The sequence below is a fragment of the Egicoccus halophilus genome (assembly GCF_004300825.1).
Taxonomy (GTDB): domain Bacteria; phylum Actinomycetota; class Nitriliruptoria; order Nitriliruptorales; family Nitriliruptoraceae; genus Egicoccus; species Egicoccus halophilus.
The window spans coordinates 3,033,116-3,052,488 of sequence record NZ_CP036250.1 but is presented as its reverse complement, the minus strand read 5'-3'; the positions used below and the strand labels follow the sequence as shown (position 1 = coordinate 3,052,488).

Here is a 19,373-nt window from a genome sequence, read left to right as displayed (position 1 = left end):
CTACGAACCGGTGCTGACGGCCGATCGCCCCGTCAGTGATGGCGAGGTGAACGGCCGGCGAACGTCCCTGCGGATTCGCGCGAAGCGACACCCGGCGAGGTCCGGAGCACCGAACCGGCCGCGCGACACACGAGTGTGCCCCGGCGGTTCGGCCGGGGCGCACTCGGAGCCCCAGGTGCCGCGCGCCGTTCGTGGGGCGAGGTCGCGGCCGTGAGGGTCAGTCCAGCGCGGCGCTCAGGGACTCGATCAGGTCCGGCATGCCCCAGTACACGCTCAGGGCGGTCGGCGGCGAGACCGACGAGACGTACTCGTTGCCCACGACCTGCGCCACGTTGCCCTCGGCGACGGCCGGGATGGCCTGCACGTCGGCCTTGGTCAGGAAGGCGTCGGCCTCGTCCGGCGTCGAGTGGTAGCTGACCACCACGTCGGACTCGAGTCGGTCGAGCTGCTCGTAGCTGAGGTCGTAGTAGAAGTTCGTCTCGGTCGTGTCGGTGTCGAGCTCGTCGACGGCCGGGGCGATCTCGAAGCCGAGCTCGGTCAGCATCGCCGCCCGCGGGTCCAGCGAGGTGTACACCGACATCTGCCCGTCACCGTCCCAGACGTTGGCGACGGTCTGGCCGGCGAACTCCGGGTGCGCCTCGGCCTGCTCGGAGAAGAAGGCGTCGATGTCGGCGAGGACCTGCTGGCCGGCCTCCTCGCGACCGAGGGCCCGGGCGGTGATGTCGATGACGTCGCGCCACGGCGTGGCCCACGGGCCCTCGGGATAGGCGACGGTCGGGGCGATCTCGCTGAGCAGCTCGTACTGCTCCTCGGTGATGCCCGAGTAGGCCGCCACGATCAGGTCGGGCTCCTGCGCGATGATCTCCTCGTAGGGCGGCGCGGTGAAGTCGTCGGTCAGCAGCGTCGGCGACTCCTCGCCGGCGTCCTCGACGGCCTCCTCGATCCAGGGCAGCTGGCCACCCTCGCCGACGGTCCACACCTGCTCGGTCATCGCGACCGGGTAGACGCCGACGGCGATGGCGGCCTCGGTCGAGCCCCAGCCCCAGGTGACGACCCGCGCGGGTTCCTCGGTGATCTCGGTGCTGCCGAAGGCGTGCTCGATCTCGACCGGGAAGGACGCCGCGGCGTCGTCGCCCGCGGCGTCACCGGCGTCGGCGCCGTCCGCATCGGTGGCGGCACCGTCGTCGTGAGCGGTCGGGTCGCCGGCCTCGTCGTCGCCGTCGGCGGGGTTCGCGGCGGGGTCGGTGTCCCCGGTCGTCGCGTCGTCCGCCCCGTCGGTGCCGCAGGCGGTCAGGGCGAGAGCGGCGGTCACCAGGACCGCGGCCAGCCGGGTGGAACGGGGGGCACGCACAGGAGGTCTCCTCTCGAGCCCGGCGGCTCGACGACGGGGCAGGAGGCGAGGCGTCGGTCGGCGCCGGGCCGCTTAAGTTAGCCTCACCTGCTTCGGCAGGCCAACCCGGCGATGCGCCCCGACGCACGTGCGTCCTGCCCCGGCCCGGGTCGGATCAGGACGCACGCACGGATGGCGCGCCGACGCACGTGCGTCCCACACCGGCCCGGGTCGGATCAGGACGCACGGATTGCGCGGTGCCCGGGGTGGGCCGCCCGGCTGCCGACAGCGGGTCAGCAACGGTGGCCGGTCTCGACACCGAGGTCGGCGTCGGCCGCGTGGTAGCGGCCGATCGGGACGATCAGCGGCGAACCCGACACCGGGTCGGCGACGACCCGCGACGCGAGACCGAAGGCGTCCGCGACGATGTCCTCGGTCACGACCTCGGCGGGCGCCCCCTCGACCACGATCCGACCCCGCTGCATGACCACGAGGTGGTCGGCATAGCGGGCCGCGAGGTTGAGCTCGTGCAGCACCAGGACCACGGTCGTGCCGTGCACGCGGTTGCGTTCGGTGAGCAGGTCGAGCAGCTCGAGCTGATGGGTGACGTCGAGGAACGTCGTCGGCTCGTCGAGCAGGATGATGTCGGTCTGCTGGGCGAGCACCATCGCGATCCAGACCCGCTGGCCCTGCCCACCCGAGAGCTCCTCGATGCGGCGGTCGGCGAGGTCCGCCACCCCGGTGGCGGCCATCGCCTCGGCGACGACACGGTCGTCGTCGCTGCGGTGCCGGCCGAACCAGCCCTGGTGGGGGTAGCGGCCGCGGGCGACCAGGTCGGCGACCCGCACGCCGTCGGGCGCCTCCGACCGCTGCGGCAGCACCCCGACGATGCGGGCGACCTCCCGGCTGGGCAGGCGCGCGATGTCCCGTCCGTCGAGCGTGACCCGGCCGCCGGCGAGCGGCAGCAGGCGCGCCAGGCCGCGGAGCAGCGTCGACTTGCCGCAGGCGTTGGGGCCGACGATGGCGGTGATCCGCCCGTCGGGGATCGTCAGGTCGAGACCGTCGATCACGAGATGGTCGCCGTAGCCGATGCGCACCTGTTCGGCGCTCAGGGCGTGCCCGGTCGTACGCGCGTCGGTGTCCGGTGCCCTCACCGGCTCGTTCCTCGTCCGGTTCTCGCCAACAGCCAGATCAGGTACGGCGCGCCGATGATCCCGGTCACGATCCCGACCGGCGCGGCGAGCTGGAACGGCAGCGCGTGCTGCCCGATCACGTCGCCGCCCAGCATCAGCGACGCCCCGACCAGTCCGCTGGTGGCCAGGGCGGGGCCGCCGTCGTCGAGCAGCCCGCGGGCGATCGCGGGGGCCACCAGCGCGACGAAGGGCACCGGTCCGGCCACCGACGCAGCGGCCGCGACCAGCGCGGTGCCGAGCAGCAGCGCACTCGCGCGGGAACGGTCGGCCGCGACGCCGAGCCCCCGGGCATGGTCGTCACCCAGCGCGAGGATGCGCTGCCGGGCGTGCTGGCGCAGGGCCAGCGGCAGCAGCACGGCGACGCTGGCCAGCAGCAGCGTCAAGCGCGGACCGCGGACGTCGCCGACGCTGCCGACGGTCCACAGCAGCGCGCCGGCGGCGTCGCGGACCTCGGCCCGCGTGAGCAGCCAGCTGATCAGCGAGGTCGCGAGGTAGGCGAAGCCGATGCCGACCAGCACGAAACGGATGCCGTGCAGTCCCTGGCGCCAGGCGAACAGCCAGATGGCCAGCGCGGTCGCGAGCGCGCCGACGCCGGCGAACCCGGCCACCGCGGCCCCGGTCAGTCCCAACCCGAGCAGGGCACACACGGCGCCCAGGCTCGCGCCGGCTGAGATCCCGAGGATGTCCGGGCTCGCGAGCGGGTTGCGCAACGTCGACTGGAACAGCGCGCCCGCGGTCCCCAGTGCCGCGCCGGCCGCGACGGCGGCCAGCACCCGCGGCAGCCGCAGGCGCCGCATCACGAACACCTCGCTGCTCTCGCCGGCGCCGGTGAGTGCCAGCAGCACCTGGCGTGGCGTCAGCCCCGCGGCGCCCAGGGTGAGGGCGAGCATCGCCAGCACGAGCAGCAGCGCGACGCCGCAGCCGAGCACGGTCGCCGAGCGGCGGGTCCGCCGCCGCCGGAGGTCGGCCGGTGCGCGACCGGCCGTGGCGGCGGGGGTGGCCTCGGTGGTCAGGCTCACAGCTGCGCCACCTTGCGTCCCCGCGCGACGGCGACCAGCACCGGGGCGCCGAGGAAGGCGGTGACGATGCCGGCCTCGAGCTCCCCCGGACGGGCGACCAGACGGCCGATGACGTCGGCGACGAGCAGCAGGGTCGCGCCGAGGACGGCCGCGACCGGCAGGATCCGTCGGTAGTCGGAGCCGGCCAGGCGGCGGGCGGCGTGCGGCACGACCAGCCCGACCAGGGCGATCGGTCCGACCAGGCTCGTCGCGGCCCCGGCCAGCAGCGTGATGCCCAACCCGGCGAGCGCACGGGTGGTCCCGACGCGCTGGCCGAGGCCCCGGGCGACGTCGTCGCCCAGCGCCAGCAGGTTGAGGCGGTGGGCGCAGACGACGGCCAGCACCGCACCGGTCGCCACGTACGGCCACAGGTCCCCGGCCAGGTCGAGGTCCCGCCCGGTGAGCGAGCCGACCGCCCAGAAGCGGTACTCGTCGAAGGCCTGCCGGCTGCGCATCAGCACCATCGTGATGACCGGGGTCAGCAGCGCGGTCAGGGCGGCACCCCCGAGGGCCAGCCGGACAGGATCCCCCCGCCCGATGGCGGCCACGGCCAGGGCCGCCAGGGCCGCCCCGGCGAACGCGAACCAGACGAAGCTCGTCGGGCTGGTCACCCCGAGCAGCCAGATCGCCAGCACCACCGCCAGCGACGCCCCGGCGTTGATGCCGAGCAGTCCGGGATCGGCGATCGGGTTGCGCGTCACCCCCTGGATGAGCGTGCCGGCCAGACCCAGGGCGACGCCGGCGAGCGCGCCGACGAGCGTGCGCGGGACCCGCAGGTCCAGCACGACCCGGTGGTCGCCGCTGGTCGCGACCGGGTCGGTGAAGGCGCGCCACACCTCGATCGGCGGGGTGCCGCGCACGCCCAGGAGCAGGCTGGCCACCGCAGCCAGGACGAACAGGCCGAGGCAGACGGCGACCACGGCGACGCCCGGGCGCCGACGCGGCGGCGCCTCCGTCACGGGCGCGGGAGGCGCCAGAGCCGAGGTGAGCATTACCTAAGTATCGCAGCGCACCGCCGAAGCACCAACCGGGCACCACCAGCCGGGCGCGACGTCACGGATGGCGGGTCACCAGGGGCAGCTCACCAGAGGCAGCTCACCAGAGGCAGGTCACCAGGGGCGGGTCGCCTGGAGGACCGCCTCGGTCAGCGCCTCGGTACGCAGGTGCGTGACCTGCTGGTACTCCGGATCGGCGACCATGCGGCTGAAGGACTGCCGGTCGGGATAGCGCACGAGCACGACCGCGTCCCAGGCCTGGCCGTCCTCGGCGACCAGCGGACTCGACCCGCTGCCGGCGTAGAGGACCTCGCCGCCGTAGCGGGGCAGGAACGTCTCCGAGAGGTGGCGTGCGTACTCGGCGTAGCGGGCCCGCCCGCCGTCGGGTGCGAAGCGCAGCAGGTTGAGCATCACCACCGGCTCGCCGTCGTCCTCGGCCAACAGCTGCTTCAGCTGCGCCCCGGTCGGATCGATCGCCACCCGCTGCCCTTCCGCTCGCCGTCGGTGCGCGACGCTAGTCGTCGCGCGTCGGGCCGTGGCGGCGTCGTCCGGGTCGCGGCGCGGGCCGACGGGGGACCATCGGTTCCTCGCGCCGGCCGGACGCGAGGCGTCGCGGACCGGTGCTACCGACACGCGACGAGCGGCCGCCCTGAGGACGGCCGCTCGCCTGGTGATGCGTCGGTGCTGGTGGTGCGTCGGTGCTGGTGGTGCGTCGGTGCTGGTGGTGCGTCGGGTCAGCGGTGCAGGTCGAACCGGTCCGCGTTCATGACCTTGACCCAGCCCTGGACGAAGCGGTCGAGCATGCGCTCCTCGCCACCGTCGGCCGCGTACTCCTCGGCGATGGCCCGCAGCACCGAGTTGGAGCCGAAGATCAGGTCCACGCGCGTGGCGGTCCAGCGGGTCTCCCCGGTCGTGCGGCTCTTGCCCTCGAACCGGTCCTCGCCCTCGCCGATCGGCTCCCAGACGGTGTCCATGCCGACCAGGTTGAGGAAGAAGTCGTTGGTCAACTGACCGAGACGGTCGGTCAGGTAGCCGTCGGTGTTGTCGTCACCGGCGTTGACGCCGATGCCGCGGAAGCCACCGACCAGCGCCGCCATCTCGGGTGCGCTGAGGTTGAGCATGAACGCCCGGTCGATCAGGAAGTGCTCGGCCGGGAGGCCACGCGGCGTCTTCAGCAGGTAATTGCGGAACCCGTCGTGCTTGGGCTCGAGCCACCCGAAGGTGTCGACCTCGGTCTGCTCCTGGGTCGCGTCGGTGCGGCCCGGGGTGAACGGGACGGTGATGTCGTGCCCGGCCGCCTCGGCCGCCATCTCGATCCCGACGCTGCCGGCGAGGACGATGAGGTCCGCGAGCGAGATGTTCGCGTCCGAGGCGTCCTTGATCTGCTCGAGCTGGTCGATCACGCCCGCGACGCCGGAGCGCAGGTTGACGTCCCAGCTGGCCTGCGGCTCGAGCCGGATGCGTGCACCGTTGGCGCCACCGCGGTGGTCGGTCTGGCGGTAGGTGCAGGCCGACGCCCAGGCGGTGCCGACCAGCTGCGCGGCGCTCAGGCCGGAGTCGGCGATCTGCTGCTTGAGCGTGGCGATCTCGTCCTCGGAGACCAGCGGTCCCTCGTGTGCGGGGACCGGGTCCTGCCAGACCAGCTCCTCGTCCGGGATCTGGGGGCCGAGGTAGCGGGCGCTCGGGCCCATGTCCCGGTGCAGCAGCTTGTACCAGGCGCGGGCGAACTCGTCGGCGAGCACGTCGGGGTTCTCGTAGAACTCCTTGCAGATCCCGAGGTAGGTCTCGTCGGCCATCATCGCCATGTCGGCGGTCGACATCACCGGCTTGTTCTTGCGGCCCTCGACGTGCGCGTCGGGGACGAGGTACTTCTCGTCGGGGTCGACCGGCTCCCACTGCTTGGCGCCGGCGGGCGACTCGGTGAGCTCCCACTGGTTGTTGAACAGCGTGTCGAGGTAGGAGTTGTCCCACTGCGTCGGCGTCGGGGTCCAGGCGCCCTCGAGGCCGGAGGTGATGGTGTACTCACCCAGGCCGGTCTCGTGGGTGTTGGCCCAGCCGAAGCCCTGCTCGTGGATCTTGGACTCCTCGGGCAGGCCGCCGACGGCCTCCTTCGGACCGTTGCCGTGCATCTTGCCGAAGGTGTGACCGCCGACCGTCAGGGCGGCCGTCTCGCGGTCGTTCATCCCCATGCGGCCGAAGGTCTCGCGGATGTCCTGCGCGGACTTCAGCGCGTCGGGCACACCGTTGGGGCCCTCGGGGTTGACGTAGATCAGGCCCATCTGGACCGCGGCGAGCGGATTGTCCAGGACGCGGCTGCCGTCCTCCCAGTCACCGGTGTAGCGCTCGTCCTCGGTCGCCAGCCACTCGGTCTCCGGGCCCCAGTAGACGTCGTCCTCGGGCGCCCAGATGTCGGAGCGGCCGAACCCGAAGCCGAAGGTCTTGAAGCCCATGGTCTCGAGCGCCCGGTTGCCGGCGAAGACCAGCAGGTCGGCCCAGGAGATCTTCTCGCCGTACTTCTGCTTGATCGGCCACAGCAGCCGGCGGGCCTTGTCGAGGTTGCCGTTGTCGGGCCAGCTGTTGAGCGGTGCGAAGCGCTGGGCGCCGGTGCCGCCACCGCCGCGGCCGTCGATCGCCCGGTAGGTGCCGGCCGCGTGCCACGACATGCGGATAAAGAACGGACCGTAGTGACCCCAGTCGGCGGGCCACCAGTCCTGCGAGTCGGTCATCAGCGCGTCGACGTCGGCGGTCAGCGCCTCGACGTCGAGCTGCGAGAACGCGTCGGCGTACCGGAAGTTCTCGCCGAGCGGGTTCGCGTCGGGGTGCTTCTGGTGCAGGATGTTGAGGCTGAGCTGGTCGGGCCACCAGTGCTCGTTGCCCTGCAGGCTGGGCGTCGTCCGCGCGGCCCACTCGGGGCGCGTGGTGGATTGGTCGGACACGATGTCCTCCTCGAAGGGTGCTGGTCTCGTCTCGCCCGGCCTGGGGCGATGCGGCCCCTGTCGAGCCGGCCGGGCCGCGTCCCGTGCGATGTCGGCAAGCTAGAACAGTTCCAAGCCTGGGAGCAACCGGTAGTTCGAGCGACGGCGGTGCTGGCACGGGCTCTGGTAGCGTTCGGCCGATCTCTCCCCGTCGACCGGACCGAGGACCTGCCGTGCAACCGCTGGTGGAGCGCCTGCGCGACCGCCGCTGGCGTCTGACCGCGCAGCGGCGCGTCATCGCCGAGGTGCTGGCCGGCGAGCACGTCCACCTGGCGGCCGACGAGGTGTTCGACCGCGCCCGCGCGATCCTGCCCGAGGTCAGCCTCGCCACCGTCTACAACACGCTGCACGAGCTGGTGGACATGGGCGAGCTCCTCGAGGTCGCCCACGTCGACGGTCGCAAGCGCTACGACCCCAACGTCGAGCACCCGCACCACCATCTGCTGTGCGTGGACTGCGGACGGATGCTCGACGTCCACGTCGACGACCCCCGGCTGCCCGACGGCGAGCAGCACGGCTTCGAACTGCTCGGGGTGGACGTCACCTTCCGGGCGCGCTGCCCCGACTGCGTCGGCCGCGTCGCCGTGGCAGCACTCGACCGCGTCTGACCCCCGACGGGGCCGCCGCGGCCGTCAGCGGAACGTGCGCGCCGCGTCCTCGACCTGTCGTCGGTGGCGGTCCCACCAGGCGTCGTCGCCGTCGGGCAGGTTCTCCGCGCCGGCGCGGAGCCCGGCGGCACCGTCGATCAACTCGCGCACCAGGTCGGCGTGGCCGGCGTGCCGGTGGGTCTCGGTCACCACGTGCACGAGGATGCGGTGCAGCGTCACCTCCTCGCCGCCGGGCGCCCACCACGGGACCCGCCCGGTGGTGTCCAGCGGCAGGTCCGCGATCGTCGCGTCCGCGTGCGCCCACACCCGCCGGTACAGGCCCAGCACGTCGTCGCGGGACTCCTCGACCGTGGCCCACAGGTCGGCGTTGGGTGGCGCGTCCATCGCCATCCAGGGCAGCTCCTGCGGGAACGGCCGGTCGAAGACCAGGCCGAGGTAGCCCGCCTCGACGCCGGCCAGGTGCTTGACCAGACCCAACAGGTTCGTCCCCGTGGGCACCAGCGGGCGGCGCACGTCGTACTCCGACAGCCCGTCGAGCTTCCACAGCAGCGTGTCGCGGGCGACCTGCAGGTAGCGCTGCAGGGTCTGCTTGGCGTCGTCCGGCACCACGGGCGTCCTCCGTCTCGCTGGGCCGGCACAACCTAGGTGGCGGCCGTGACCCCGGCCGCACGCCCGTGACGACGTCCGCCGTTCACCGGCCGATGCGTCCCCGGGTCCGTAGCAGCAGACAGCCGGCGGCAGCCAGCACGCCACCGATGGCGAAGAAGCCCCAGTTGTAGACCCCGGGGTTCGCCACGCCCTGGCGGATGTCGTGCACGTCGAGCAGCAGGTGGAACACCAGCTGGTCGACCGCGTGGAAGGCGCCCCAGCCGAGCAGCGACAGGCCGGCCAGCGCCGCCAGGTTCCCGGTCGCCCGATCCTGCCGCTCCCAGCCGCGGTGGAGCAGCAGGACACCCACGACGAGCACGATCGTGGTGGCGAGGTGGAAGACGCCGTCCCAGAACAGGTTCTGCTCGAGCGCCGCCTGGCTCTCGCGCGGGACGCGGCTGCTGACGAGGTTGTGCCACTGCAGCACCTGGTGGAGCACGATGCCGTCGGCGAGCCCACCCAACCCGAAGCCGAACGTCAACGCACCCGCGACGAAGACCCGCCCGTCGGCGGTGTCGGTGGTGGTCGGCTCGGCGGCCATCCGCAGGCCCTTCCGAAGCGTGTTCCCGGTCGCCGTGCGACTCCCACCCTAGGGCCGGCGTCGTGTCCGGCGGTTCGCGGCGGCGGGCCGGACGGACGAGGCGTGTCCGCGTCGGTCGGCCGGGTCCGCCGCGGCCGGCTCCCACGTAGCCTCCCGGTCGGGACGAGGGCGGAGGACCGCGTGGGAGACGAGGCGCGCGAACGCGCCGACCGCAAGGTCGACGAGGCACGTGACGTCTACGACCGGCACGGCCGGGTCTTCCACGTGATGTGGATCGCGGTCGGTGCCGTCGTGGTGCTCGGCGGGCTGGCGATGATCGTGTTCCCGGGCCCGTCCACCGTGGTCGTCCCGCTCGGTATGGCCATGCTCGCGGTCGTGTTCGGCTGGGCGCGCCGGGCATTGCTCGAGGGGGTCGACGTCGGCGACGACGTGCTGCAGCGCTACCGCCGTGCCCCGACGTCGGTGAAGGTCCTCACCTGGGCGGTGTCCGCCAGCGTGGCGGGCGCGCTGATCGCGTGGACCCTGCTCTAGTCCTGTGTCCCGTCGGTGACCTCCACCGCGAGGTCCGCGAAGTTCATCGGTCCGTCGATGGTGCCCCAGGCGATCTCGGCAGCGTCGCGTCCGGTCGCGATCCGCGCCAGCGTCGAGGTCGACGCGAGCCCGGTCGCGTCCAACAGTCGCCAGCCGGTGCCGTCGTGGGCCTCGACCACCGCATGGAAGTCGGGCGGTTCGAGGTCGAGCGCGTACACGGCGACGAGGCGTGCGGGCACGTTGAGCGCCCGCAGCAGCGTGGCGGTCAGGTGGGCGAGGTCCCGGCACACCCCGGCTCGGCGCAGCATCGTCTCGTCGGCGGCGGTGTGCACGTCGCTGGACCCCGGGACGTAGGCCACCTCCCGCTCGACCCACGCCCGGACGTCCTCGAGCAGCGTCCCGGTGTGCGGGCCGCCGCCGAACAGGGCGACGGCCATCGGTCGCAGCACGTCGCTGGGGCAGTAGCGGCTGGGCAGGGTCCAGGTCTGCAGGTCGAGGTCGAGTCCGGCCAGGCCCGGGAGCGGCGCGTCGCCGACGGTATCGGCCGGCGCGACGTCCACGTCGGCGCGGTAGTGCAGGCGGACCGTGCCGGCCTGCGCGTGCAGGCGCAGTGGCCGGGACCCGTCGGGGCGGGTCCCGGGGTCCTCGACCTCGGCGCCCTCGACCTCGAGGTGCTCGGCGACGTGGGTCTGTCCGGCGGCGTCGGCGACCTGCAGGAGCACGAGGCCGGCGGCCGCCGCCGTGGCGTTCCAGGACGCACGCACGTCGATGGCGAGTCGTTGCACGAGCACCTCACGTCGGTTGCACGCGAGCGGTCGCTCGCTGGGGTGGAGCACCCGACGGTAGCCCGGTGCCGCGCCGGTGGGGGTTCCGGCGCCGGGGCACCCGCCGCCGGCGACGCTGCCCAGTGGACCGCCCGACACGGTCCCGACGAGCGGGACACGGCGAGGGGGCGGTCTGCGCGCCGCCCCCTCGTCGCCCCCTCGCCGTCGGACCTCGACGTCCTACTGGTCCCAGCCGTAGGTCGGCAGCTCGTAGAAGTCGTCACCGTCCATCTGCTCGATGGAGCCGTCGGCCATCCGCTCGACGATGCCGACCAGGCCCGCCTCGACGACGGCGGTCAACATGCCCTTCTGCTTCTGTCCCCAGGCCTGCTGCTGGCCGCGGACCTCGAACAGCACGGTCGAGGTGCCGTTGAGGGCGAACGACGAGCGCGCCTGCCCTGGCAGGTCACGCCACTCGGGGTGCAGGTAGCGGGTCACGCCGCCGAAGAACGGCGAGCTCTGCCCGTTGCCATTGCCCGCCTTGTCGAACATGCCCTCGGCCGCGGCCAGGGCGTAGCGGCGCGAGCGCTCCTGGTCGAGTGCCGGCCAGGCGTCGTACTTGTCGCTGTCGTCAGGGCCGAGCGGTGGGTAGTCGAGCGCGACCGAGACGTACTGACCGTCCCCGTCGACCTGGTTGCACGGACCCATGTGGTGCAGGTCGACGTAGGCCTCGACGTGCCCGAACTCGTCGCGCAGCTCGACGTAGAGGTCGCGCAGCGCGCGGGCCTCGTTGGTCAGGTAGAAGCCCGGTTCGAGGTTGCCGCCCGGCAGGTCCTCGGCCCGTGGCTCGTAGTCGAGGTCCGGGTTGAAGTCGCGGTTGACGTCGAAGCCGCCGATGCGGGCGTTGTAGTTCCACGCCGGCGCAGCGCCCTCGAGCTGGGGGAACTGCTCCACGACGTCGGCCCACGGGAAGACGTTCTGGCGCTGGTTGCGCTCGGCCCCGTCGACGTTGAACTTCGGGATCGCGACGAGCGTCACGTCCTCGAGCCACGCCTGCACCTGCGGGTTGCCGCTGCTGCCCAGCGTCTTGAGCAGGCTGAGCAGCGCCTCCGGCCCGGTCTTCTCGTTGCCGTGGATCTCGGCCGTCACGAGCAGGACCTGGTCGCCCGAGCCGACGCGGGCCGCGTAGATCTCGTGGCCCAGCTGGGTCTGCCCGATGGAGCTCACTTCGACCCGACCACGGCTGGTCCGCTCGATCCGGTCGAGTTCCTTCTCGAGCTGGGCGTAGTCCGTCCACCCCGACGTGGAGGGTGTGGTGGGCAGGTTGCGGCAGTCGGCCTCGGCGCTCTGCGCACCGGCGGCGGGTGCGAAGACCGACATCCCCAGCAGGGCGGCCAGCCCGAGGGTCAAGAATCGTCTCATCAGTGGCGTCTCTCTCGCGTGTGGGTGCTCCGGCTGCCCGGAGCGGCGCGTCGGACGCTAGAGAACTAGTCCGTTGGGGACAGTCTGACGTGCCAGGACCGCACAGGGGACCGGGAGGCGACCCGGTAGCGACGGCCCGGGCGACCCGACCGGTGGGTCGCCGCTCCCGGCCCGGCCGTCCGTCGCCGGCCCTACGAGGAGCCGGGAACTGGCATGCTGGAGCGTCGGCGGCCGCGCCCGCGGTGCCCAGGACGACGAAGGCCGGCTGCTTTGCAGATGACGCTCGGCGTGGACGCCTTCCTGCTCCTCGCCGCCGTGCTGACCTTGTCGGCCGTCGTCGTCTCCGCCCTCACCACCCGCTTCTCGCGCCGCCTGCGGGTACCTGGGGCGCTGCTGTTCCTCGGGCTCGGGATGCTGGTCGGCGACGACGGGCTCGACCTCGTCAGCCTCGCCGACGCCGAACTGGTACAGAACGCCGGCGTGGTGGCCCTGCTGTTCATCCTGCTCGAGGGCGGTCTGACCACCAAGCCGACCGACCTGCGGTTGGCGGCGGTCCCCGGCCTGCTGCTCGCCACCGTCGGGGTCGCGGCCACCGCCGGGATCACGGCCCTGGGCGTGTGGTTGCTGCTCGACGTCGAGGTCGTCACCGCGGCGCTGGTGGGCGCGGTCGTCGGCTCGACCGACGCCGCCGCGGTGTTCTCGATGATGCGCACCACGCCCCTGCCGAGGCGGGTGTCGGCGCTGCTGCGGGTCGAGTCGGGATCCAACGACCCGATCGCCGTGATGCTGACCGTCGGACTGCTGGCCACGGTCGACGGTGGTGCCTCGCCCGGGACCTGGGCCGCGTTCGCGGGCATGCAGCTGCTGGGTGGTGCGGTGGTGGGTGTGGGCGTCGGAGGGCTGGCCGTGGTGCTGCTCCGTCGGTTGCCACTGGGCATCGACGGTCTGTACCCGATCGCGGTGGTCGCGCTGGGCGTGCTGGCCTACGGGTCGGCCGTGCGGCTCGGTGCCTCGGGGTTCGTCGCGGTCTATCTGACCGGTGTGCTGGTCGGCGCCTACGTGCCCCGCCACCGGCGCACGATCCTCGGGTTCCACGAGGCGCTCGCCAACGCCGCCGAGATCGGGTTGTTCCTGGTCCTCGGGCTATTGGTGTTCCCGGCCCGGCTCCCGGCGGTCGCCCTGGGGGCGTTGGGGGTCGCCGCGGTGCTGACGTTGGTGGCCCGTCCGGCGGCGGTGTGGTTGTGCACCCTCGGGCAGGGGTACGACTGGCGCGAACGGACCCTGCTGAGCGCGGGTGGGCTCAAAGGGGCGGTGCCCATCGTCCTGGCCACCTTTCCGTTGACGGCCGGCATCGACGACGCCCTGCTCGTCTTCGACGTGGTGTTCTTCGTGGTGCTCTCGTCGGTACTCGTGCAGGGCCTCGCGCTGCTGCCGATCGTTCGGCGCCTCGGTTTCGAGCAGTCGACGCCGGCGTGGGCGCCCGTGGCCCAGGCCCTGCCGCTGGAGGGCATCGAGGTCGACCTCGTCGAGGTGCACGTCACCGAGGACCTGTTCCTGGCCGGCCGACGCCTGGCCGAGGTCGGTGTTCCCGGCGGGACGATCGTCACGGCGGTCATCCGGCGCGACGCCGTGCTGGTGCCGCGTGGCGACACGCGCATCGAGGTGGACGACGTGCTCCTGCTGACGGTGGAGCGGGCCGGGCCGGCGATCGACCGGCTGACCGCCTGGGCCCGGGGGGAGGGGGATCCGCGCCGTTGAGTCCCGTCGTCCCGCCGGACGACCGGTCAGCAGGCCGTTCGGGCCGTCCGTGTCGCCTACGGTCGTCGCGCCACCTCGTCCAACGGAGTCGCCGTGCTGCGCCACCTCGAGGTCGGCCGGGTGATGCCCGGTGCGCCGGAGCGCGCCTGGCGACTGCTGACCGACACCCGCACCTGGCCCGACTGGGGCCCCACCATCCGCGGCGTCGAGGTGGCCGAGCCACGGATCGGTCCGGACACGACCGGACGGGTGCGCACCCTGGCCGGGGTCGCGCTGCCCTTCCGGGTCACGGACTTCGCCGAGGGGGTCCGGTGGCGATGGCGGGTCGCGGGCGTCCCGGCCACCGGCCACCGTGTCGAGGCACATCCCGAGGGATGCCGGGTGGTGTTCGAGGTGCCGGTCCTCGCCGCGGCCTACACGGTGGTGTGCCGGGTGGCGCTGCACCGGATCGAGCAATGGCTCGCGGACGGCGCCTGACCGGCGGGTGGGCGCGGTTCCAGGAAGGTGTCCGTCGACGCCGTCGTCGTCAGCCGAGCAGGCCCTGCATCTGACGCTGGATCAGGTGGGTCGCCCGCTTCGGCGCGAGGCGGGTGAGCAGGTTCATCACCCGGGAGTCCTTGCCGACGAAGATGTGCAGCCGGTCCTCCTCGATGCCGTCGAGGATGATCCGGGCGGCCGCGTCCGCCATGGTCATCGGCAGCCGTGACGCCTTGCCCTCCGCGCCCGCGGCACCGGGCCGCTCGACCCCCGAGTTGGTGGTGATCTCGGTCCTGACCGCACCGGGCAGGATGACCGACACGGCCACCGGGGTCCCGATCAGCTCGGCGTAGAGCCCCTCGGTCAGCAGCTTCACCGCCGCCTTGCTGGCGCCGTAGACGGTCTGGCCGGGGACGGGCAGGAAGCCGCCCATGCTCGACACGTTGCCGATGTGGGCCACCGGACGTGCGAGCAGATGGGGCAGGAAGGCCTTGACCAGGTACAGCGTGCCGTACAGGTTGACGTCGACGACCCGGTCGATCGCGGCGTCGTCGAGCTCGGCGAGCCTGACGAACGGCTGGATGATGCCGGCGACGTTGAGCAGCCCGTCGACCTGGCTGAACGTGTCGAGCACCTGCTGCGGCAGCAACCCGACGGCCTCGCGGTCGCTGATGTCGAGCGCGAAGGTGGCGAGACGGTCACCGGCGCCGGCCCGTTCGACCGTGTCCTCCAGCGCGTCCTTGCGCAGGTCCACCGCGGCCACCCGCGCACCGCGCCGCAGCAGCTCCAACACGACCTCGCGTCCGATCCCGTTGCCGCCACCGACGACCACGACGACCTTGCCTGCGAGCTTCACGAGAGGTCCTTCCCGGCGCCGCACGCGTGGTGGCGCCCGACGACCAGCGTGCCGGTCGCCGCGCTTGTCGACACGGGCACGACGACCACACCCGCCGGGTCGATGGTCCCGTGACGGCGCGGGCCGGACACCGGCGTTCAGTCGGCCGGCGGGGCCAGCACCTCGGCGAGGAAGGCGAGGTGGGCCTGCCACGCGCGCCGGGCGGCGACCGCGTCGTGGGCAACGCCGTCGATCCCGGCCGTGTCGGCCTCCGGGTTGGTGAAGCTGTGCACCGCGTTGCCGTAGGCGACCAGCTGCCAGTCGGCCCGGGACGCGCGCATCTCGTCCTGGAAGGCGGCGACCTGCTGGGGCGGGGTCAGCGGGTCCTCGGCACCGTGGAGCACCAGCACGCTGGCACGCAGCTGGTCGGGGGCGGCCGGCTGCCCGGTCGTGAGGCTGGCGTGGAAGGCGACCACCCCGCGCAGCTGCGCACCGTCGCGGGCGAGCTCGAGCGCGACGTCGCCACCGAAGCAGAACCCGATGGCCGCCACCCGGTCGGCGTCGACCTGTGGCAGCGCGAGCAGCGTCTGCAGCGCCGCCCGCGAACGTGCCCGGCTGACCGCGCCCAGCCGCGTGTCGGCCGAGCGGCGCCCGGCCTCCTCGACGTCGTCGGTCACGGCACCCTCGCCGTACATGTCCGCGGCGAGTGCGACGTACCCCTCGGCGGCGAGCTCGCGGGCCCGACGTCGCGGGAAGTCGGTGACGCCCCACCACTCGGGGAACACCAGGACCGCCGGCCGCGGACCCGCGGCGTCCGCCGGCACGTAGGCATGGCCGACCAGGCGGGTCCCGTCGGCGTCGTACTCGACGCGGTGCTCGTCCACCTCGTGCGCGTCCCTCGTGCGTGCGTTCGTGTCGGGTGTGTCCACGGTTCGCTCTCCACCTCGCCGTCCCGGCGGCGGTCGCCGGCGCCGGAGGTTCGGCGCCACGGCACGATAGGTGCGTAGGGTGGGCGGCATGGGCATCCGCTTCGTGGACGCGATGAACGTGGTCGGCAGCCGGCCCGACGGCTGGTGGCAGGACCGGCCCGCGGCCGTGCGACGGCTCGCGGACCGCTTGCGGACGCTGGCCGCCGCCGCCGCCGTCGACGTCGAGGTCGTGCTGGTCGTGGACGGGACCGCCTCCGAGGCCCTTCCCGAGGGCCGGCACGGCCTGCTCGAGGTCCGCTACGCCGGGCACGGCGGCCGGAACGCGGCCGACGACCTCATCGTCGCGCTGGTGGCCGCGGCCGACGACATCGAGCTCGAGGTGGTGACCGCCGACCGGGAGCTCGCCGACCGGGTCCGCCGTCTCGGCGCGACGGTGACCGGCCCGCGCCAGCTGTGGGACGAGCTCGACCGGCCCGGACGGCATCGGTCCCGGTGACGCGTGGCCCGTCGAGGGGCGACACGCACACCGGGACCGTGGAAGCGCGATTCGTGCGCGACGGTGCGGGGACCGTCAGTCGACGGCCGGACCGGCGTCGTCGTCGCTCGTCATCAGTTCCTTGAGGAACTCGTGGCAGCGCTTGGCACGCTCGGAGTCCTCCTCCATCACCTGCTCGAAGAAGGACGCGAGGTCGTCGAGTCCGGCGTTCTTGGCGTCGCGGACGTACTGGCCGTAGTCGTGCCCGGCCTTCAGCGCGTGGTACTGCACCGAGATCAGGTCGTAGGTGACGTCGGCGAATCCGGTCTCACCGGTGGCCATCGTGGTCTCCTCGTCGGTCGGTCGGCGGGACGCGGTGACCCGCCGACCCACAGCCAAGGTGGTCGGAGGCGGGTGCGGAACCGAGGGCCCCGTCGGGTGGTCACCGACTCCGCCGGGCGGGTCCGGACGTGGCCACCGTCCGCTCCGGCCGGATCGAGGGACCGGGTGCCCGATATGGGCGAGGCGGGCGAGGTGGGCGAGGCGGGCGTGGCGCCACCGCGGGTCATCGGTGTCCGGGTCGGGACGGTGGAGCCGCCGCCTGTGGACGGTCGCCGACGGAGGTCACCGTCATCCGCTTTGCTGGGGGACGAACCCGACCCGAGGCCGATGCCGTGGCGACCACCCGTGAGCGCGCCGAGACGCTCCTGCACCAGCTGGCCGGACCCGACGCCCGTCTGCGCGAGGACCAGGGCCGCGCGATCCAGGCGCTGGTGGACGCCCGGGCCCGCGCGCTGGTGGTCCAGCGCACCGGGTGGGGCAAGTCGGCGGTGTACTTCATCGCCACGAAGCTGCTGCGTGACGAGGGGGCCGGCCCGACCCTGATCGTGTCCCCGCTGCTGGCGCTGATGCGCGACCAGCTGGCCGCCGCCCGGCGCATGGGGCTCACGGCGGAGACGGTCAACTCGACCAACGTCGACGACTGGAAGGCCATCGAACAGCAGGTCGCCGACGGGCAGGTCGACCTGCTGCTGGTGTCGCCCGAACGGCTCAACCACCCCCGTTTCCGCGCGGAGATCCTCGACCGCCTGGTGGCCAGCATCGGGCTGCTGGTGATCGACGAGGCGCACTGCATCTCGGACCACGGCCACGACTTCCGTCCCGACTACCGCCGGTTGCGCGACGTCCTGGACCAGCTCGTCGCCGCCCGGGACACCGACGTGCCCGTCCTGGCCTGCACGGCGACGGCGACCGACCGGGTCGTCACCGACGTCGCCGACCAGCTCGCCCGCCGACCCGACGGCGACCAGGTCCCGGTCACCGTGCTCCGCGGGGCCCTGGCCCGCGACACCCTCGCCCTGCACGTCGTCGACCTGCGCGGCCACGAGCAGCGCCTGGCCTGGATCGCCGGCTACCTGGCCGACCACGCCCCGGCCGGCCGGGCCGGCATCGTCTACGCCCTCACGGTCGCGGAGGCGGAACGGGTCGCGACCTTCCTGCGCGAGCTCGGCCACGACGTCGCGGCCTACACCTCCCGGCTCGACGCGCCGCAGCGCGCCGAGCTCGAGGACGCGCTGAAGGCGAACCAGCTCGCCGGGGTCGTGGCGACCACGGCGCTGTCGATGGGCTACGACAAGCCCGACCTCGGGTTCGTCGTCCACCTCGGCGCGCCCTCGTCGCCGGTCGCCTACTACCAGGCGATCGGCCGCGCGGGTCGAGGTGGGCACCCCACCGACATCGTGGTGCTGCCGACCCCGACCGACGAGCGCCTGTGGCACCACTTCGACGTCGCCGGCATCCCCACGCAGCCCGAGGTGGACCAGATCGTCGGCGCCCTCGACCGTGACCGGCCCCGGTCGCTGCCGGCGCTCGAAGCCGCCGTCAACGTGCGTCGCAGCCGCCTCGAGCTGCTGCTCAAGGTGCTCGACGTCGAGGGGGTCGTGCGGCGGGTCGACGGCGGCTACCTCGCGACCGGCCACCCCTACACCCACGACGACGCCCGCTACGAGCGACTGCTCGAGGGGCGCCGCGCCGAACACGAGGTGATGCGCCGCTACCTCGACCCGGCCACCACCGAGTGCTCGATGCAGCTGCTGACCGCGGCGCTCGACGACCCGGCCGCCGAGCCGTGCGGCCGTTGCGGCCGGTGCACGGGCCGTCCGCTCGACGTCGCACTCGACGAGCAGGTGCTCGCCGCCGCCCGGGAGCACGTGCGCAGTCGCGAGCTGCCGGTGCTGCCGCGCCGGCGCTGGCCGAGCGGACTCGACCGGCTCGGACACGACCGTCGCGGCAACCTGGCCAAGGACCTGCAGGCCGCGCCCGGTCGGGCGTTGGCCGGCACGGACCCGTCCGGGTACGGGCAGGCCGTGGCGGACCTGCTCACGCTCGCCCGCGAGGGCCGGGCCGAGGACGCCGTGTCGTCCGAGGCGTTCGCGGAGGTCGTCGACGGGTGCGTGAAGCTGCTCGCCCGCTGGGACTGGCCGCAACGACCGCGCACGATCGTGACCGTCCCCTCGGCGACCCACGGGCCGCTGACCCGGGCGGTGGCCGACCGGTTGGGGGAGCTCGGCCGACTGCCGGTGCGCCACGACGTGCTCGAGGCGCGCGACACCCCGCCGCAGTCGAGCTTCGCCAACTCGGCGCACCAGGCGGCCAATGCGCTCGACACGCTGGAGGTCACCGGCCCGGTGCCCGACGGGCCGGTGCTGCTCGTCGACGCGGTGACCGTGTCGGGCTGGACGCTCACCGTCGCCACGGTCCTGCTCGCCGAGCAGGGTGCGGGCCCGGTCCTGCCCCTGGTGCTGTCGTCCACGACGGCCGGCTGACCGTCGCTC

Annotated in this window: 19 protein-coding genes; 6 read left to right on the top strand and 13 right to left on the bottom strand. The window is 73.3% G+C overall.

What is annotated here, in order from left to right; translation table 11 throughout:
• Positions 1 to 217 precede the first annotated feature (217 nt).
• The 6 genes from ELR47_RS13820 to katG all read right to left on the bottom strand — a co-directional run bounded on the left by ELR47_RS13820 (position 218) and on the right by katG (position 7,512).
• Positions 218 to 1,351 (bottom strand): iron-siderophore ABC transporter substrate-binding protein, encoded by a 1,134-nt coding sequence (locus ELR47_RS13820; protein ID WP_205745262.1) that lies wholly within the window; start codon positions 1,349 to 1,351, stop codon positions 218 to 220.
• 272 nt (positions 1,352 to 1,623) lie between these two features.
• Positions 1,624 to 2,484 (bottom strand): ABC transporter ATP-binding protein, encoded by an 861-nt coding sequence (locus ELR47_RS13815; RefSeq protein WP_188584437.1) that lies wholly within the window; start codon positions 2,482 to 2,484, stop codon positions 1,624 to 1,626.
• Entirely contained in the window at positions 2,481 to 3,542 is a 1,062-nt protein-coding gene (locus ELR47_RS13810) for a FecCD family ABC transporter permease (protein WP_205745261.1), read from the bottom strand. The genes ELR47_RS13815 and ELR47_RS13810 overlap by 4 nt, the downstream gene beginning before the upstream one ends.
• Positions 3,539 to 4,501 (bottom strand): FecCD family ABC transporter permease, encoded by a 963-nt coding sequence (locus ELR47_RS13805; protein ID WP_205745260.1) that lies wholly within the window; start codon positions 4,499 to 4,501, stop codon positions 3,539 to 3,541. Before ELR47_RS13805 ends, ELR47_RS13810 begins: the two co-directional genes overlap by 4 nt.
• A gap of 189 nt (positions 4,502 to 4,690) precedes the next feature.
• A complete protein-coding gene (locus ELR47_RS13800) occupies positions 4,691 to 5,056 on the bottom strand; it encodes a DUF1330 domain-containing protein (protein ID WP_130650420.1) in 366 nt (121 codons plus the stop codon).
• A 254-nt stretch (positions 5,057 to 5,310) separates the two neighbouring features.
• The gene (gene katG / locus ELR47_RS13795; protein ID WP_130650419.1) at positions 5,311 to 7,512 is read right to left on the bottom strand and encodes a catalase/peroxidase HPI; all 2,202 of its coding nucleotides are present in this window, start codon (positions 7,510 to 7,512) and stop codon (positions 5,311 to 5,313) included.
• A 212-nt stretch (positions 7,513 to 7,724) separates the two neighbouring features.
• On the opposite strand from katG, the gene ELR47_RS13790 reads away from it, so the two are divergent.
• Positions 7,725 to 8,159: a Fur family transcriptional regulator gene (locus tag ELR47_RS13790; RefSeq protein WP_130650418.1), complete on the top strand. Its 435-nt coding sequence runs from the start codon at positions 7,725 to 7,727 to the stop codon at positions 8,157 to 8,159.
• A gap of 24 nt (positions 8,160 to 8,183) precedes the next feature.
• Here the strand turns inward: ELR47_RS13790 and ELR47_RS13785 are convergent, their stop codons facing one another.
• Both ELR47_RS13785 and ELR47_RS13780 read right to left on the bottom strand, forming a co-directional pair.
• The gene (locus tag ELR47_RS13785; RefSeq protein WP_205745259.1) at positions 8,184 to 8,768 is read right to left on the bottom strand and encodes a DinB family protein; all 585 of its coding nucleotides are present in this window, start codon (positions 8,766 to 8,768) and stop codon (positions 8,184 to 8,186) included.
• Positions 8,769 to 8,850: 82 nt separating this feature from the next.
• The gene (locus ELR47_RS13780; RefSeq protein WP_130650417.1) at positions 8,851 to 9,348 is read right to left on the bottom strand and encodes a DUF2243 domain-containing protein; all 498 of its coding nucleotides are present in this window, start codon (positions 9,346 to 9,348) and stop codon (positions 8,851 to 8,853) included.
• A gap of 180 nt (positions 9,349 to 9,528) precedes the next feature.
• On the opposite strand from ELR47_RS13780, the gene ELR47_RS13775 reads away from it, so the two are divergent.
• On the top strand, positions 9,529 to 9,879 hold the full coding sequence (locus ELR47_RS13775; protein WP_130650416.1) for a PGPGW domain-containing protein: 351 nt from the start codon (positions 9,529 to 9,531) through the stop codon (positions 9,877 to 9,879).
• Here the strand turns inward: ELR47_RS13775 and ELR47_RS13770 are convergent.
• Positions 9,876 to 10,664 (bottom strand): transglutaminase-like domain-containing protein, encoded by a 789-nt coding sequence (locus tag ELR47_RS13770; protein WP_130650415.1) that lies wholly within the window; start codon positions 10,662 to 10,664, stop codon positions 9,876 to 9,878. The genes ELR47_RS13775 and ELR47_RS13770 overlap by 4 nt on opposite strands.
• Before the next feature lie 219 nt (positions 10,665 to 10,883).
• Complete coding sequence (locus ELR47_RS13765) at positions 10,884 to 12,065, bottom strand: M14 family zinc carboxypeptidase (protein ID WP_130650414.1); 1,182 nt, start codon at positions 12,063 to 12,065, stop codon at positions 10,884 to 10,886.
• Between the two features lie 276 nt (positions 12,066 to 12,341).
• On the opposite strand from ELR47_RS13765, the gene ELR47_RS13760 reads away from it, so the two are divergent.
• Complete coding sequence (locus ELR47_RS13760) at positions 12,342 to 13,823, top strand: potassium/proton antiporter (protein ID WP_130651396.1); 1,482 nt, start codon at positions 12,342 to 12,344, stop codon at positions 13,821 to 13,823.
• A 93-nt stretch (positions 13,824 to 13,916) separates the two neighbouring features.
• Positions 13,917 to 14,300, top strand: coding sequence for an SRPBCC family protein (locus ELR47_RS13755; protein WP_205745257.1), 384 nt, complete (start codon positions 13,917 to 13,919; stop codon positions 14,298 to 14,300).
• 49 nt (positions 14,301 to 14,349) lie between these two features.
• Here ELR47_RS13755 and ELR47_RS13750 read toward each other — a convergent pair whose 3' ends face one another.
• Positions 14,350 to 15,156: an SDR family NAD(P)-dependent oxidoreductase gene (locus tag ELR47_RS13750; RefSeq protein ID WP_130650413.1), complete on the bottom strand. Its 807-nt coding sequence runs from the start codon at positions 15,154 to 15,156 to the stop codon at positions 14,350 to 14,352.
• A gap of 137 nt (positions 15,157 to 15,293) precedes the next feature.
• Positions 15,294 to 16,154, bottom strand: a complete 861-nt coding sequence (locus tag ELR47_RS13745; protein WP_440588486.1) for a dienelactone hydrolase family protein — start codon at positions 16,152 to 16,154, stop codon at positions 15,294 to 15,296.
• On the opposite strand from ELR47_RS13745, the gene ELR47_RS13740 reads away from it, so the two are divergent.
• Positions 16,153 to 16,560, top strand: coding sequence for an NYN domain-containing protein (locus tag ELR47_RS13740; RefSeq protein WP_130650411.1), 408 nt, complete (start codon positions 16,153 to 16,155; stop codon positions 16,558 to 16,560). The genes ELR47_RS13745 and ELR47_RS13740 overlap by 2 nt on opposite strands.
• Positions 16,561 to 16,635: 75 nt before the next feature.
• On the opposite strand, the gene ELR47_RS13735 is transcribed toward ELR47_RS13740, so the two are convergent.
• Positions 16,636 to 16,881: an acyl carrier protein gene (locus ELR47_RS13735; protein ID WP_130650410.1), complete on the bottom strand. Its 246-nt coding sequence runs from the start codon at positions 16,879 to 16,881 to the stop codon at positions 16,636 to 16,638.
• A gap of 332 nt (positions 16,882 to 17,213) precedes the next feature.
• Between ELR47_RS13735 and ELR47_RS13730 the strand changes: the two genes are divergently transcribed.
• Positions 17,214 to 19,364, top strand: coding sequence for a DEAD/DEAH box helicase (locus ELR47_RS13730; RefSeq protein WP_130650409.1), 2,151 nt, complete (start codon positions 17,214 to 17,216; stop codon positions 19,362 to 19,364).
• Positions 19,365 to 19,373 lie beyond the last annotated feature (9 nt).